Genomic DNA, 16722 nt, shown 5'->3' on the forward strand with positions numbered 1-16722 from the left:
AATTCACTTTTTGATTATATTCGGAATCTAGCGATTAGATATTTGGAATATAAGAAAAAGAAGTTTTAAAGACTTCCTTTTTCTCACTGCACATAATGAAATTACAGGTACATTGTGAAGGTATGTTGGAGCTATTCAAAACCTATATAAAATAAATTGCATTAATGTGCTGAAATTATACATCTTCAGCTCTAGCAATTTGTAGCATGAAAAATCCTGCAATCTGAAAGAGCAATGTTTCCACTACTTTTTCTTAATAGTATTAAAAATAGTAGCATTTTATATATTTATTATAGGATTTCTTTCTTACCACAGTGTAATGTCGTATTATTCAAAATTTATATAATTTATACCAGAAGAACAAAAAATAACATTATTAATTTTTATTGCCAATTTAGCTATGCATATGTTAATGTTTTCTTGTCGCGATATTGGTGCAATTATCAAACTATTATTCTTTCGTAATTATATTGTAGGAGGTATACATGTGACTTTATTTGCTAATTCTTCAAAACGAAAGCCAGGTATGTCTTTTGTTCTAACTATGGTGTTTATCGACATGTTATGTTTGGGAATCATTGTTCCGGTATTGCCAATTCTGGTTGGTACACAAACGTCAGATCCGAAGTTACAGGCATTCTGGTATGGGGCTCTGGTGGTAAGCTATGGGTTAATGCAATTTCTCGTTGCTCCTTTGTTGGGGGCGCTTAGTGATCGCTTTGGACGCAGACCCATTCTGTTGTTGTCGATCTTTGGTCTCGCAATTAGCAACTTTGTAATTGGAAGTGCATCGTCGCTATGGATATTGCTACTTGCTCGCATCGTAGCTGGTGCCACAGCAGCGAGTGACACCGCTTCCAATTCCTATGCCGCCGACATAACACCGCCCGAAGGCCGCGCTAAGGCATTTGGTCAATTCGGTATAGCGTTCGGAATGGGGTTTATCCTTGGGCCATTATTAGGTGGATTTTTAGCGAATATCGATATGCATTTACCGTTCTATGTTGTCGGAGGTTTAGCCTGTCTTAATGGGCTCTACGGTCTATTCATGCTGCCAGAGTCACTTCCTGCGGATAAGCGCTCTTCATTCTCTCTGCGTAACATCAACCCGTTTTCCGCTCCTGTGGTATTGATGCGTCGGCGTGATATCGGTGTTCTGGTAGTTGTGTGGGTTTTCTTTCAGTTAGCATTCGCCATGATGATCGAGACTTGGGTACTCTACACAACCTTTCGCTTTGGCTGGAGTGCGAGCATGAATGGCCTAGCAATGTGCAGTGTTGGATTGGCCACCGCTATTGTTCAGGGAGGTCTGATGGGAGCGCTAGTTAAGCGTTATGGTGAGGAGCGTACAGTACTTATCGGTTTATTCATGGCAGTTGTCGGATATACATTGTATGGTCTTGCGCCTCAGGGATGGATGATGTTTCCGATAATTTTCGTATCATTAATAATGTATGCAACAGGACCTGCATTGCTCGCGATAGTGTCAAAAACAACAAAGCCGACAGAACAGGGTGCAATCATAGGTGCTTTAATGTCTGTGCGTATGTTGATGGTTGTGATCGGGCCATTGATGGCCGTCCCGCTTCTTGGTTTGGTGGCTCATCAAGTGGGGAATCTGCCGCGTAGTGACATGCGTTTGGGCGTTGTGTTCTTTATATGTGCATTTTTACAGATCGTATGTCTCCTGCTAGGTTATCTTCGTTTCAGTCGAATGCGGAAGAAGTCTAATAATAGTGAAGTTGAGCAGGAAGTATACGTTTAGTGAATTATACGCGGACTACTGTTTAATTCTTAGCTAATGAAAGAGTTGATGAAATTGAAAGTATATAGAAATGCAGAAAGGTTTATGGGGGATTTCGCAAGTGATGGGGTTCATCTATTAGCGAGTGAGGATCCGGAGCTATTCGATTTACTCAATCTGGAGTATCGACGGCAGGTAAATACGCTATCTATGATTGCTTCATCCAGCATCGCGGATCCCTCAGTTCTTGCCTGCGAGGGAACAGTGTTGACTAATGTCACGACAGAGGGTTATCCTGGACAGCGTTTTCACGGTGGATGCAAATTTGTAGATGAAGTAGAGCGGATAGCAATCGAACGCGCCAAGTTAGCGTTCAGTGCGCGCTACGTGAATGTTCAGCCGCACTCGGGATCGAGCGCTAATCAGATCGTTATGTTCAGCATACTTCGGCCGGGTGATCGTGTGCTCGGTCTCGGCCTCGATAGTGGTGGCCATCTCACACATGGTTCACGTGCATCTTTCTCTGGCCAGGTCTTTGAGTCGTTCGCCTACGGCCTCGACGAAACAGGACGTATTGATTATGATGAAGTACTTGATAAAGCGAAACGTCATCAACCTCGTCTGATTATCTGCGGTGCGAGTGCCTATCCTCGAATTATCGACTTTGAACGTTTTCGGCGAATTGCCGACGAGGTTGGGGCATTGCTTCTTGCCGATATATCGCATATCGCTGGACTGGTTGCTAGTGGAGTTCATCCGAGCCCAATTGATCATGCCCATTTTACTACAACTAGTACTTATAAGCAACTATTTGGTCCACGGGGTGGCCTTATTATGAGTGGTCGCGACTGGGATAATCGAACATCTGAGCGTTCGGATACATTAGCCGAGATCATTCAGCGTGGTGTGTTTCCGCGAATGCAGGGCACACCGATGTTAAGCGAGATAGCAGCTAAGGCACGCGCCTTGGCAATGGTTAATACATCACAATTTCGTCTGCTCGCAAAGAACATTGTAACTAACGCTCGTGTATTGGCAGAAGAGCTGTCAGCTTTAGGCTATAGTGTGCTGACTGGCGGTACTGATAATCATATGGTGTTAGTAGATATTGGTGAACGCGGATTGTCAGGCGCAATCGCCGAACGCGCACTTGAAGAGTGTGGAATCATTGTAAACAGGAACAAAATACCCAATGACAAAAGAGGCTCGTTGATAACGAGTGGTATTCGATTTGGAACAAACACGCTAGCTTTGCGAGGCATGGATGCTACGATTATGAAAGACTGTGTGGCACTTATTGACAAGGTGCTTTCTAAAGTCGAGCCAATCGATGACACAGAATATAGAATCGACTCTTGTATCGTCGATGACGTGCAGACTGAAATCATGGCATTATGCAGACGTTATCCAATTCCGCAATATCCGCAGTGGACGACGTTTGATTAGCTGTGACAAACGACGAGGCTACATTGCGAATAAGAAGTATGTAGAGTTGTTGTATTAGTAGTTCTCTTTGAGAGGGGGAGAAGTTTATGAATGAGATATCAGACCGTTTATCAAAATTATCAGAAGATCGGCAGACACTTTTCAATACTTTACTATCGAAGAGTAAAACAAATGTAAATCGAATTTCAAGATATACACGATCTGGAAATATTCCTATGTCGCATGCACAGCAAAGGCTATGGTTTATCGATGAGCTAGATCCGGGGAATCCAGCCTATACTTGTCCTGTGCCGTTACGTCTTCGAGGACAACTAAATAAGCAAGCTCTAATCGATAGTCTATGTGCAGTGGTCAGACGACATGAAGTGCTCAGGACAATATATGATATGCACGACGGTCGTCCCGTTCAGATAATTAATGATGATATTCCTTTGCAGCTGCAGCATTATGACTTCTCGAAATTACAGCCGTCGGAGCAGCAAAACGCCATAGATCAGGTGATATTGCAAGACGCTACAACGCCTTTTAATCTGCGGCAAGGACCTATTATGCGCTCGATACTCATTTGCCTGAATTCAGAGGAACACGTTCTAGTGGTAGACATTCATCATATCGCCAATGATCATTGGTCAATTGGTATACTCTTTCGCGAACTCGCTACTATATACAATGCGCGTTTAGGAGTAGGGAGTCAAAGTCTATTAGAGTTACCGATTCAATATGCCGATTACTCATTATGGCAGCATGAGCGGTTAAAAGGTTCAATGGGTGTAGAGCTTCTTAACTTCTGGAAGGATAAGTTGCAAGATCTTCAGGTTATCGATCTCCCGACAGATCATCCACGACCTGCGACTATATCACATCGGGGCGAACAGAAGTATTTTCAGCTAAAAAAAGAGTTGGTATTACGTTTGCAAGAACTCGCTAAAAAGGAGAGAGCATCGCTATTTATGGTGCTGCTGGCCGCTTTTAAAGTTGTATTGGCACGTTACACTGGTCAGACTGATATCTCGCTGGGGTGCTCAATAACGGGACGAGATCGAGCAGAACTCGAAGGATTGATAGGTTTTTTTGTCAATACAATCATTCTGCGTACGCAATTCAACGATGATCCGAGTTTTGGTGAATTGTTGCAACGAGTGCGTTCGAACACACTAGAAGCATATGCTCATTCGGAGTACCCATTCGATCTACTTGTACAGGCGCTGAATCCACATCGATCGGCAGACCGCAACCCGTTGGTTTCTGTAATGTTCATGTTGGACGAGACACCGTCGGAGGTTGCCGAATTTCATGACCTCAATGCTACGTGGATGGAGCCAAGCTTTATAACAACGAAGTTTGATATATTGTTGAGTGCTCGCCCGTCCTCAGATGGTATATACGGTCATGTGCAATATAGCACAGATCTTTTCGAGCCAGACACGATCGAGCGATTGATCGAGCATTATATGAATGTTCTCGAAGCGATCGCCAATGATCCAACGACATGCCTTTCTAAGTTACCGTTATTGAGTGAGAAGGAAAGAAACACAATACTAGTAAAATGGAACGACACAGCGGTTAACCTCTTATCCGATACAACGCTGCATGAGACGTTTACGCGCAGAGTAGAAAAGCAGAGTAATGCTACAGCAATTATATTTGGCAATCAGACCTATTGTTACGCAGATCTTAACGCAACTGCAGAGAGATTGTCGTCGTATTTTCATGTTGTATGTACAAAACCAGAAGCATTGATAGCAATCTCGCTGGAACGATCACCGGAATTTGTTATAGCGATTCTTGCTGTACTTAAATCTGGACGTGCTTATGTACCACTTGATCCTGCACATTACACTGATGAGCATCTTATTAATACAATACGACAGGTTGGTGCTCAGACTCTTGTCTGTCGACGTAAGAACGCGCTCGGTGCAATACCCAACGAATCTATTCGGACGATATACATAGATGACTTCATCGGAGAAGAAATGAATCTTCAAAGATACGACGATTCGACTGATAGCTTAAATAACTTCGCTTTAGCAGAGGCACACGATAAATCACGATCAAGCGATAAACAACATGAATTCATCAATAGCGAGTCGCTCTCCTATGTTATCTGCAGTTCCGGCTCTACCGGAAGAGCTAAAGCAATAGCAATTAGACATCGTGGTGTTCTTAATAACCTTCTCGACCTAAATCAACGATTCGAAGTGGGCTCCGGTGATCGAGTACTCTTTCTTTCATCACCCAGCTTCGATATGTCTGTCTATGAAACGCTGGGAATACTTATTGCGGGAGGGGCGCTGGTAATTCCAGAATCCGCCTCGTTGAAAGAACCTACACACTGGTTGGATCTACTGATTAAAAACGAAGTGACAATCTGGAATTCAGCACCGGCATTGCTTGAGTTGCTAGTCGCGGAACTGGAGCGAGCTAATAATATTTTTCTCCCAAAACTGCGTTTGGTTCTGCTGGGCGGCGACTGGATCCCGGTGTCATTGCCCGATCGTTTACGGGTGTATGCACCTGATGTGAGAGTCATTGCTCTTGGTGGTGCTACAGAAGTATCAATTCATTCAACAATCTATCCAGTGGAAAAGACTGAGGAAAGCTGGACCAGTATTCCGTACGGAAAGCCGATGGCCAATCAACGTGTTTATGTTCTAGATCAATGGATGCAGCCAACTCCTGTAGGGGTTCCCGGAGAACTATACATCGGAGGTATTGGCCTGGCACGTGGATACATCGGTCTACCAGAACTCACGGCAAAGCGCTTCGTCGAGTGTACCTTGTTGGATCAGCAACCAGAGAGGCTCTTTAGAACAGGTGATCTTGCGCGATGGAACCGAGATGGTGTTCTCGAGCTTATTGGACGTATAGATTTTCAGGCAAAGGTTCATGGTCTGCGTGTAGATTTGAGTGATATTGAATCTGTACTGTGCTCTTGTGAAGGCATCAAAGAAGCTGTTGTCATCGCGAACAGCAATGATAAACGTGGCGCGTCATTGACGGCGTATTATGTACCAATATCGGGTAGAGAAGTCATTGGGACAGAGTTGCGTCAGAATCTTACACAGATTTTACCGATATACATGATACCTTCTTCATTCCAAAAGATAGACAGCCTTCCAAAGAATAGAAACGGAAAAGTGGATCGACTCGCTCTGGCAAAACTTACACCTCAATTAAATAAAGCGACGCGACAGGAACCGACTGACACTCTCGAGGCTATGATCTTAACTTCGTGGAAAGAGATTCTCGGAATCGATGATGTTGGAATCGATGACGACTTTTTCGAAATAGGGGGCGATTCGTTCTCTGCAATTCGATTATCGCGCAGCATCGAGGGTGGTCTGCCTGTTGTAGAACTATTTAAGCATCGCACAGTTCGTATGTTAGCGAACTATTTAAGAAGCTCAAGTTCATGTGAGGTGGAGTTGCTGCATCTGTTGACGCCAACATCAGGTCAGAACACTATTTCGTTGGTGTGTGTCCCGTATGGCGGTGGAAATGTTTCTGTCTATCAATCGCTAGCCGATGTGATTCCATCACACATAGCACTGTGGTCAGTTGCTCTGCCGGGGCATGATCCAGGTCGTATTGGTGAAGCGTTTGCATCCTGGGAAGATATAGCTGATAACTGTTGCCACGAGATTATGGAGAAAATCGATGGTCCAATAGCCATTTATGGTCAATGTTCAGGATCATCCATAGCAGTTTATCTCGCGCATTTATTGGAGGAGCGTGGACGTGATGTTCGCGCGGTATATGTAGGTGCCGCCTTACCTGATATCGATCCAGGAGGCACCGCAGAACGTGGCAATTCGACATCAGACGACGAGTTACAGGTGTATCTTAAGATGATAGGTGGATTCGATGGCGCGCTCGATGGCGGAGAGATGAAGGAAATTATCGCAGCAGTAAGACATGATATGTTGGAGCATGCACGTTTTTTCGAAAAAAGCTATCGCGAAGCACTTTTCAAGCTGCGTACTCCACTTCATTGTATATTAGGCGAATGTGACATCATAACCAACGAACAGGAAGATCGTGCTGCGGATTGGAAGTCCTTTGCATTAGACGTTAGGAGTTCAAAGATCTCGCAAGGAAATCACTATTTCGTCAAGCATGAAGCCATGCAACTAGCGAATCTATTGGCTGTCGAACATCCGTTGGATACTGTAACAAAGAGATAAAAGTCTATCCCCTAGTAAAACCCAAGATATATGTCAATCTATACGCTGGATAATTGTCGAACGAGTAACTTTATAAGGAGCCGGATGCGTGAAATCCACACGTCGGATCTGTTGGGGATTAATGTCGTAAGGCATTAATCTAACCGACCACTTAAAGAAAGAAGGTATTTGCATGAACAATACAACAAATATCGATAATCTTATTAAGGCACTCGGTCATCTCTCCTCACAGGAACGCGCACGAGTTTTTGCTCGTTTGCGTACCGAGAAAGCGCGTGATTTCGCGACTTTATCTAGCGATGAATCGACGCTTCGACGCGTGGCTTCTCCAGAACCAATCGCTTCTTTCTGGCAGGAGCAGATGTGGTATTTGGAACAGCTCTCACCTGGCTTACCGACTTACAATGTTCCGTTTCGTTTCAATTTACAAGGACCGCTTAATGTGACGGCGCTAACTGCGGCGCTTAGCGAAATTGAACGACGACATGAATCGTTAAGAACGACATTACAACTTCGCCAGGGAAAGATTGTTCAGGTCATTGGCCCAGTACGTTCTATGGAACTATCTGTGACTGATCTGAGTGAAGAGAAAGATCCTAATCATTCAGCCTCCGAGTTTGCGGAGAAATTCATGCAGATCTCTTTAAACCTTGCTGAGGGGCCGCTTTATCGCGTGCATCTCTTACAGCTTGACAAGGCTCGGCTCAAGCATGTTCTACTTTGGGTCGGAAGTCATGGAGTCGCAGATGGATGGTCGCTCGGGATAATAATTCGTGAGTTAATCTCGCTATATGGCTCCTTCTCTCGAGGAGAGGCACCTAATCTTGATGAGCTTCCCATTCAGTTCGGTGACTTTGCTATCTGGCAACGAGAAAGTCTCACCGGTGAGGCGTATGATCGTATCTTAAATTACTGGAGAGAGCAACTTAAAGGCTGTGAACCGCTCTGCGTAGAAACTGATTTTCCGCGACCATCTATTCAGAGTATGAGGGGTAGCACGTGTCGTTTTTTTATTCCGCAACAGACAGCAAATAGTATAGCGAAGATCAGCAAGCGTTGTGGGGTCACACCGTTTACCATACTGCTTGCAGCCTATCAGTTGCTGCTCGTAAGTCGTACAGGACAAAATGAATGTGTTCTAGGCACTGGAATTACCGGACGAACAAAATCGGAATTAGAGGCTCTGATCGGATCTTTCGTAAACATCATCGTGATTCGTACGGATATGTCGGGAGATCCAACTTTCATTGAACTAGTGGATCGGGTTCGGCATGTGACACTGGATGCCATTGCACATCAGGATCTCCCGTTTGGCAAACTGATTCAGGAGCTTGCTCCAGAGCGAGATCATAGACGACCGCCGTTGTGTCAAACGATGTTTCTGTATGGCAGCACTCCTCTACTGGATAAAGATATACAACTGACGTCTGATCTTGGTTTAAGCTGGGATGGTGTTTCGACGTCGACCGTGAAATTCGATTTTGAACTAGCTATTGACGAACAACCTAATGGGCTATCGGGACGATTTGACTATTGCATCGATCTTTTCCAAAAGGAGACTGCGGAGGCTTTCTGCAACGACTATGTGCAGATTGTAGAGGCGATCGCTCAGCAACCCGAATTACGACTGTCTGATCTTTGCCCGATGATTTATAAAAAGGTAACAAGAGTCAATAATACGTCGAACGAAAGCGCAAACATACATCAATCGACATTATTTACTAATGAATCTGCAGAAGCAGAAATGACCACTACTGAATCCGCCATTGCTAAGGCGTGGTCAAGCGCGCTCGGTGTCGATGGTATACAAAGAACGGACGAATTCTTTGCTGTAGGAGGACACTCGGTTATGGCGGCACAGATGGTGGCGCAGTTTCGGGAACAGTTCGACATTGATCTGACGCTACAACTTTTTTTAGAGAATACAACGGTATGTTCGCTTGCTAATGTAATCGAGCGATTGACAATTCAAACATTAGATCAAGAGCATATACTATCTCTGCTCGATCGCGTTGAACAGTTGTCAGAGGCTGAAGTTGCCGATTTGATTAAGCAGCATGAGAGGATAGAGTCGGCTTTCTTGCAGCATGAGAAGGCATACAGTATCGAAGATACTGATCAGCAGCTATCGGAGAATATGAAAAAAAATCGATTCAGTGTATCAGATATACCGGAGGGACGGTAATGATGATGACAAAGTCGACAAACTGGTTACTTCGAGAACCCAATCCTCATGCTGAGGCAAGATTATTTTGTTTTCCGTTCGCTGGAATTGGCGCCTCGGCATATCGCCTCTGGCCGATATTATCAGAAAAATATGAGGTATGTTCAGTGCAACTTCCTGGACGTGAGAACAGAGCTAGTGAATTCACATACAAAGATATAGAAGACTTAACGAACGATCTGCTTCCTGAACTTCTTCCCTTTCTTGATCGGCCGTACGCTCTATTTGGGCACTGCATGGGGGCATTATTGGCATATGATCTCATTTTAAAGCTTATGCAGCAAAATGTTCGTATGCCTGAACATCTCTACGTCTCTGCATCGCGCGCACCACATTCGAGTCATCGCGGGCCTGTACATTTGACTTTGTCGGATGCCGAGTTAGCGAGCATCTTGCAGGACACTACTTTGGCACTTATTGATCCGAAGCTGTCGTCAATACTTCTGCCACATACCATCCAGCTTCTTCGCAAGGATCTCGCAATGTGTGATCGTTATCAACCTACGCCTTGCGTAATATCCTGTCCGATCACGACCTTCGCGTGGCGGGATGATCAAGGGATGCCATTCGAGGAGTTGCAAGGCTGGCGTGCGTATAGCGATGTATCGGAGTACCTGGTAGACGGAGATCACTTCGCAGTACAGAACGCATCGAGCACGCTACTGCCAATTATTGATGCTGACTTGCGCAGATACACAGTGACAGTCTCAGAATAAAGATTTAAACAAAATATAATATTAAAATGGAGAATAACATGAAGGATGACAGCGAAAAGGTTATAGCGAACAGAGAGATATCACAGTATCAGCATATCGTCTCTGCGCTTGAAGCTTTAGATGACGTGCGCGAAGCACAAGTGTTTCAGGTTGGAAGCGACTCTAGTGCACGATTGGTTGCGTTACTGGTTCCTGTGAATGATACTATAGCTTTCTCTTTGTTACGGCGGCAACTGCATGAGGTATCGCCTGAGGTGCCAGTACCTGAAGAGTTGATTATAGTCGATTCGATCGGCAAGAATATCTCGTCACGTGAACTGCTCAATATGTATGAAGAAATCTTCAAACAGGAATCTGTCTACGTTAAACCATGTAATGCTATCGAGGCGTACCTCGTAAAACTATGGGGAGAGTTGCTCCCAGTGGGAAGAATCAGTGTTACAGATGACTTTTTCGCGCTAGGCGGACACTCACTGCTTGTAGCGCAGATGCACTTTGCGATCGAACGTGATATGGGAATGTACATGAATTTTGAACTTATGTTGCGTACTAGCGTACTATCGGAGTTGGCACTGATTATGACACAGATGAAGAATGAATCAAAGCTGTGAATGAATAATATGAACTCACTACTTTTATTTTTTTTAAGAGGAGGAAATAGTATATGAATATTGACATATTGAAGCACGATGAGCAAGAACGATTCGAACCATTCCCACTTAGCGACATGCAACAGGCTTTACTGATCGGACGCGGCAGTGTGGTGGAATTCGGTGATGTGGGATGTCACGCGTACTTTGAACACGAATCTAATAATTTGGATCTGAAAGCATATGAGAAGGCGTGGTCACGGCTCATCGAAAGACATGATATGTTGAGAGCAGTCTTTTATTCAAATGAAACACAGCAGATTCTTCGTGAGGTTCCACCTTTTCAAATTCAAGTTATTGATCTTCGGGAGGAATCAGCGGATAAAGTTGAAGATAAGTTAAGCGAAATTCGCGAACGCATGTCTCATCAAGTGCTGCCTGCGGACAAGTGGCCATTATTTGAGGTAGATGTAGCTCTTCTAAAAGATAATGGCTTTCGCTTGTTCACAAGTATCGATCTACTGATTATGGATGCCTGGAGCTACTTTCAAATCATTCTGCCGGAGTTGATCGAGTTTTACAATAATCCAGACCATGAATTTCCAGAAATTGAGGTTACTTTTAGAGATTACATAACAAAGGTTGATTCAGTACTCGAGAATTCAGAAGAGTATCAATTGGCGAAAGATTACTGGATGAAACGGCTACCGACACTGCCACCAGCTGCCAATCTTCCGCAGGTGTCGACAATCGATCCGAATACAGAAATCAAGTTCAACTCGCGTGGATATGTAGTTAATGAGAAAGAGTGGTCTGAAATCAAGTTACATGGACAACGCTTGGGAGTGACGCCATCAGTCATCATGGTGGCCGTCTTTGCCGAAGTCATAAGGAAATGGAGCGACTGTGACGCATTCACCATCAACTTCCCTATTTATGATCGCAAACCTGTACATCCGCAGATCAGTAAGGTCCTTGGGGACTTCACCAACAATCTGCTAGTGGCTATCGAAAAAAGTGATGGTACTTTTGCCGAGCGTGCCAAGTCGATACAGGCGCAAGTGGTTAAGGATTTAGAATATCGTCAGTTCAGTGGCGTTCGCGTTTTGCGTGAGTTAATGCGGTTACAGAAGGGCGTAAGAGCAATGGCGCCTATCGTCATTACAAGCTTGTTAGGACATCCAACACGATATGAGATGGCAAGCTTCGGTCGCGAGGTACACGCTATCACTCAGACGCCACAGGTGCTACTGGACTTTCAAATTTCTGAGTTTGAGGGAGAGCTGCGTTTCAACTGGGACTCTCTAGATGCCTGCTTTCCAAAGGGAATGCTCGATGATATGTTCGAGGTTTACTGCACTATATTGCACCAACTTGCTCAGAAGGAGAGCTGGGGCCAAGAAAAATTCGAGATGCTTCCTGAGTGGCAGATCAAGCAACGCGATGAAATTAACGCAACCGATGCAGAAGTGCCCGACATGCTACTTCACGAGATGCTGGCGGAAGTGACACGAAATGAGCCAAACTCTATGGCGGTGATTACGAGTTCGAGACGACTTACTTATTCCGAGCTTAGTCATCGTGCTAATCAGATCGGCCGAAAGCTGCGAGAGCTTGGTGCTCGACCGAACGAGCTGGTAGCGATAGTAATGGAGAAGGGGTGGGAGCAATATGCGGCGGTTTACGGCGTGCTCGTTGCTGGGGCAGCTTATCTACCCATCGATCCGAATGTACCGCGAGAACGATTAGATTTTATGCTGAAGGAAGGTGAAGTGTCAATAGTACTCACACAATCAGTAGTGAATCAGCGGCTCCAATGGCCCGAAGGATTGCAACGATTCTGTGTTGATCACGACTTCGATGGAGTGGATGACAGTCCTTTAGAAAGTATCCAAACGTCGGATGATCTGGCATATGTGATCTACACATCAGGATCTACTGGTATGCCAAAGGGTGTAATGGTCGCGCATCGCGGTGTGGTTAACATGCTGTTTGACATTAATAAGCGATGCAGTCTGAGAAAAGGAGATCGGGCATTCGCAATTTCGTCTCTGCAGCATGATGCTTCTGTCTTTGATGTCTTTGCAATAGGTCTGGGTGTAGGTAATGTCGTTCCTGATGCCCTTCCCAATCCGGAACCAGCACATTGGATGGAAATGATCTCCGCAGAGAATGTGACGTTTTGGAACTCGGTTCCAGCGTTCATGGACATATTGATATCGTATATTGAGGGTAAGACTGGGCATCAATTGAAAACGCTTCGGCAGGTAGTGCTGTCAGGAGATTTCATTCCTATGTCAATGCCCGATCGCTTACGAAGCGTAGCGCCTGAGGTGAATATTCTTAGTGCTGGTGGCCCAACAGAAACCATCGTCTGGTCTATTAGTTATCCGGTCGGTACCGTCGATCCGAAAGGGGTTAGTATTCCTTACGGAAAGCCAACAACAAATCATCACTACTTCATATTAGATAAGCATCTTGCAAATCAGCCAGTATGGGTTCCAGGGGATATGTATGACGGGAGCAAGATTGGTCTTGCTAAGGGGTATTGGCGCAATGATTCTCTGAGTGATCAGCGTTTTATCACGTTGCCAGGAACTGGCGAACGAATATATGCCACAGGTGATGTTGGGCGATATCTGCCAGACGGAAACATTGAGATTCTTGGTCGTAACGATTTTCAAGTAAAAATACATGGACAACGGATAGAGCTATGCGAGATAGAGGCCAGTCTGAAAATGCTGGAAGGAGTTCTTTCAGCAGTAGCGGTTGTTGTGGAAGGTCAATCCGAACATAAATGGATTGTGGCGTTTGTGGTAGCAATAGCTGATGCCGAGCAAGCGCTTGAACCAAGTGTACTTAAGACAGCTCTCGAAATGAAACTACCCAATTATATGATTCCATCACACATCGTGATACTTGAAACGTTGCCGCTCAGCGTCAATGGGAAGATTGATCGGCGACGATTAATGAAGATGGCGGAAGAGTATACCAGCAACGATTTGATAGTCGGATATGTCGCTCCTCGAACAACATTAGAGGCCATTGTTGCATCTTTAATGGCCGACGTGCTTAATTTAAATCAAGTCGGCGTAATGGACAATTTCTTCGACCTGGGAGGTGATTCAATAAGCGCAACGCGACTGAATAATCGTATCGAGGAGATGTTAGGCGTAAGTATGCCTCTTTCGACACTGTTTACTAAGCCGACGGTTGAAGAAATTTGTCATTTTATGAAGCGCGGAGACAATGTAGATCGACTCGACGCGTTTACTGAAATGTTTTCTGAAATAGGCATTAATGAGCTGAATCGTGTCGTTGCTGACTTGAGAAAAGAGGCATAGGATACATGTTAAATAAAAGGTTTGGCTAAAATCGATGGAAATACGAAAGGGATATTCATGTTGGGAACGATTGAGCTTTCGGAACAAGAGATACGGCGTCTACGACTACGTGCTCAACATTTGTTGATAGATACTAAGTCAGAAATCTCAAATATTGCGCAACTTCTACAGACGATTTGTGGAGTACAGGCACAGTATCCATTTGACGCGGCACTCGCACTTCGCGTGCGCATGAACAATTTAACCTCAAACGAATTGAAGCAGACTCAGATTGAGGAGAGAACTATCGTGCGCACTTGGTGCATGCGAGGGACATTGCATCTTCTTGCAGCAGAGGACTTTCACTGGCTCATTGGTCTTCATGGAAAGACATTTATTCAGAAAAGCCAACGACGCTATGAAGAGCTGGGATTAAACGAAAAGTTGTATTCTAAGAGCATCGAAAAGCTCTATGCGGTACTCGCACAGAGCGAACCGCTTACACGCGATGAAGTGATAGACTGTCTTATAACACAAGGCATCAATCTTGAGGGTCAGGCATCATATCATCTTTTACGACGTGCCGCACTCGATGGTTTGATATGCTTTGGGCCCGATCGGGATGGCGACCCAACATATGTGCTGGTAGAGACCTGGCTGAACGTTGTGCCTCAACCCTTATCTAAGGAGGAGGCCTTAGCTAAACTGGCGAGACGCTATCTTGAAGCATATGGACCTGCCAGTTTGGCGGATTTGGCCAACTGGTCGGGTCTGCCAATGAAAGCGTTGCGTCAGGGGTGGGAGAGCATATCTCATGAGATGATCGAAGTGAGAGTCGCAGATCGACGGTTGTCGTTGCTTGAGACACAAGTTTTCTCTAACGAATCAAAAGTTGAAGATCCTACTGTGCTTCTCGTGCCAGCATATGATTCCTATCTGTTAGGGTATCACGATCGAGAGCTAATTCTGGCAGCATATGCAGCAAAGGATGTATACCGAGGTGGAGGACTTTTAAGACCGGCGATTCTAATAGACGGATACATTGTCGGTTCGTGGGAGATAAAGAGGTATCAGCGCCGTATAGAAGTAAGAATAAATGCATTACGAGAGATAGTTGAACCCGTTCAGAACGAAATCAACATCGAAGTACAGAATGTGGGTAAATTTCTCGGTATGGATGCAGAACTAATACTGTGATATAGGGAATGAAATGAGAAAATGAAAAATAGTTTTCGCTATTTATAATCTTAATAACAGGAGAAAATAATGATATCTGACGAATTAATCTCGCATAATGGAGAAGTTGTTGATTCACCTACAGCGTGGTTCGGCGGTATTACAGCAGCGACACCGCTCGAGAGTGAGCACAGAAAATCTCTGAACTTTTGGAAGTTTGCGGTCGCACCACAACAAGGCGAGATTGCTGATTGTGCGAATGAACTGATGCGTCGATATGCACAGTACATACCTGGAAGCGACGAAAGTAGCAAGTTTCTGTTATCACTCGTGCTGGAATGTCGTGAACGAATTCGCAATACGCTTCTTTCGTCCGCTGATCGTGATCATTGTAATATTGAATTTGTTCCAAACATGTGTAGAGGTTTGGAAATTGCGTTGTGCAGAATTAAAGGATTGTCTCGTATCATATTGTCACCGTTCGAGCACCCGTCTGTGCTGGCTGTTGCACGTTGGTTGGCTAACATCATAAAAGCTGATGTATGTCAGTTGCATTTTGAAGCGACGGATTATCTCTTATCACGTAGTGAACAGGAAAAAAAACTGGTCAATATGATTCAAGACAAGCTGCAAAATAGCGGTGAACCTACCGCACTCATCCTGAGTGTGGTCAGCTATGCCACTGGGCTAGCTATTCGAACGGAGGAAATTATTAGCCGTTTACGTTGGATAGATGATTCATCTTTATATGTCATACTGGACGGTGCCCATGCAGCGGGTAACTACATTTATGATATGGATATACATAAATGTTGGGCTTATGTAATAAGTGTTCACAAATGGCTTTTGTCGCCTGAGCCATGCGGCATCATTATTACACCGAGACCAGTGAGTGATGAAGAGGTTTCCTATGATGCGTGGAGCCGTTCTTTTCCTGCCACCACTACGAATGTGCGCGTCTTCGCCAGTCTTGTAAGTAGTCTCAGAGCCATAGACAGAGTTGGTTTGGAAAACTGGCGTGCACACTCCGTACGCTTACGGGATCATTTCATCCAACGCATGCAAACGCGATTATCTGTAATTGGATATAGCAACGGGATGGAATTGACCTCGTTTGTAGCAGTGCGTCCGGACTCGGGATATCGCTGGAGATGGGGGATTGAAGATCTAGGTAAGTTTTTAGAGCAGCACTCAGTGTATCTATTATTGCTATCCATTGATCCAGAGACACCCTGGATGCGAATCGCATTTCCGTACACATTACACATTCAACAGGTGGACGAGCTTTGTGATATTTTAAACACTAGTCTGGAATAGGA

Annotated in this window: 9 protein-coding genes; all 9 read left to right on the forward strand. The window is 44.7% G+C overall.

The window, feature by feature from the left end:
• Positions 1-487: 487 nt before the first annotated feature.
• The 9 genes from AC0MA3_RS15775 to AC0MA3_RS15815 all read left to right on the forward strand — a co-directional run bounded on the left by AC0MA3_RS15775 (position 488) and on the right by AC0MA3_RS15815 (position 16720).
• The gene (locus AC0MA3_RS15775; RefSeq protein ID WP_379162604.1) at positions 488-1765 is read left to right on the forward strand and encodes an MFS transporter; all 1278 of its coding nucleotides are present in this window, start codon (positions 488-490) and stop codon (positions 1763-1765) included.
• Between the two features lie 48 nt (positions 1766-1813).
• Positions 1814-3190 (forward strand): serine hydroxymethyltransferase, encoded by a 1377-nt coding sequence (locus AC0MA3_RS15780; protein WP_474656875.1) that lies wholly within the window; start codon positions 1814-1816, stop codon positions 3188-3190.
• An 86-nt stretch (positions 3191-3276) separates the two neighbouring features.
• Positions 3277-7374 carry an amino acid adenylation domain-containing protein gene (locus AC0MA3_RS15785; RefSeq protein ID WP_474656876.1) on the forward strand — a complete coding sequence of 1366 codons (4098 nt, stop codon included), beginning with the start codon at positions 3277-3279 and terminating at the stop codon, positions 7372-7374.
• A gap of 172 nt (positions 7375-7546) precedes the next feature.
• Complete coding sequence (locus AC0MA3_RS15790) at positions 7547-9559, forward strand: condensation domain-containing protein (protein WP_474656877.1); 2013 nt, start codon at positions 7547-7549, stop codon at positions 9557-9559.
• Entirely contained in the window at positions 9559-10314 is a 756-nt protein-coding gene (locus AC0MA3_RS15795; protein ID WP_379162618.1) for a thioesterase II family protein, read from the forward strand. The genes AC0MA3_RS15790 and AC0MA3_RS15795 overlap by 1 nt, the downstream gene beginning before the upstream one ends.
• Positions 10315-10352: 38 nt before the next feature.
• A complete protein-coding gene (locus AC0MA3_RS15800) occupies positions 10353-10925 on the forward strand; it encodes a phosphopantetheine-binding protein (protein WP_474656878.1) in 573 nt (190 codons plus the stop codon).
• A 53-nt stretch (positions 10926-10978) separates the two neighbouring features.
• Positions 10979-14248, forward strand: a complete 3270-nt coding sequence (locus AC0MA3_RS15805) for a non-ribosomal peptide synthetase (RefSeq protein ID WP_474656879.1) — start codon at positions 10979-10981, stop codon at positions 14246-14248.
• Positions 14249-14269: 21 nt separating this feature from the next.
• A complete protein-coding gene (locus AC0MA3_RS15810; RefSeq protein ID WP_474656880.1) occupies positions 14270-15424 on the forward strand; it encodes a winged helix DNA-binding domain-containing protein in 1155 nt (384 codons plus the stop codon).
• Between the two features lie 69 nt (positions 15425-15493).
• A complete protein-coding gene (locus AC0MA3_RS15815) occupies positions 15494-16720 on the forward strand; it encodes an aminotransferase class V-fold PLP-dependent enzyme (RefSeq protein WP_474656881.1) in 1227 nt (408 codons plus the stop codon).
• The last annotated feature ends 2 nt before the right edge of the window (positions 16721-16722 follow it).

The sequence above is a fragment of the Paenibacillus sp. LS-5 genome (genome assembly GCF_056121505.1).

Bases quoted from the DNA above. Each gene is read 5' to 3' on its own strand.
- AC0MA3_RS15780 (WP_474656875.1), top strand. From the start codon at position 1,814: ATGAAATTGAAAGTATATAGAAATGCAGAAAGGTTTATGGGGGATTTC.
- AC0MA3_RS15785 (WP_474656876.1), top strand. From the start codon at position 3,277: ATGAATGAGATATCAGACCGTTTATCAAAATTATCAGAAGATCGGCAG.
- AC0MA3_RS15790 (WP_474656877.1), top strand. From the start codon at position 7,547: ATGAACAATACAACAAATATCGATAATCTTATTAAGGCACTCGGTCAT.
- AC0MA3_RS15795 (WP_379162618.1), top strand. From the start codon at position 9,559: ATGATGATGACAAAGTCGACAAACTGGTTACTTCGAGAACCCAATCCT.
- AC0MA3_RS15800 (WP_474656878.1), top strand. From the start codon at position 10,353: ATGAAGGATGACAGCGAAAAGGTTATAGCGAACAGAGAGATATCACAG.
- AC0MA3_RS15805 (WP_474656879.1), top strand. From the start codon at position 10,979: ATGAATATTGACATATTGAAGCACGATGAGCAAGAACGATTCGAACCA.
- AC0MA3_RS15815 (WP_474656881.1), top strand. From the start codon at position 15,494: ATGATATCTGACGAATTAATCTCGCATAATGGAGAAGTTGTTGATTCA.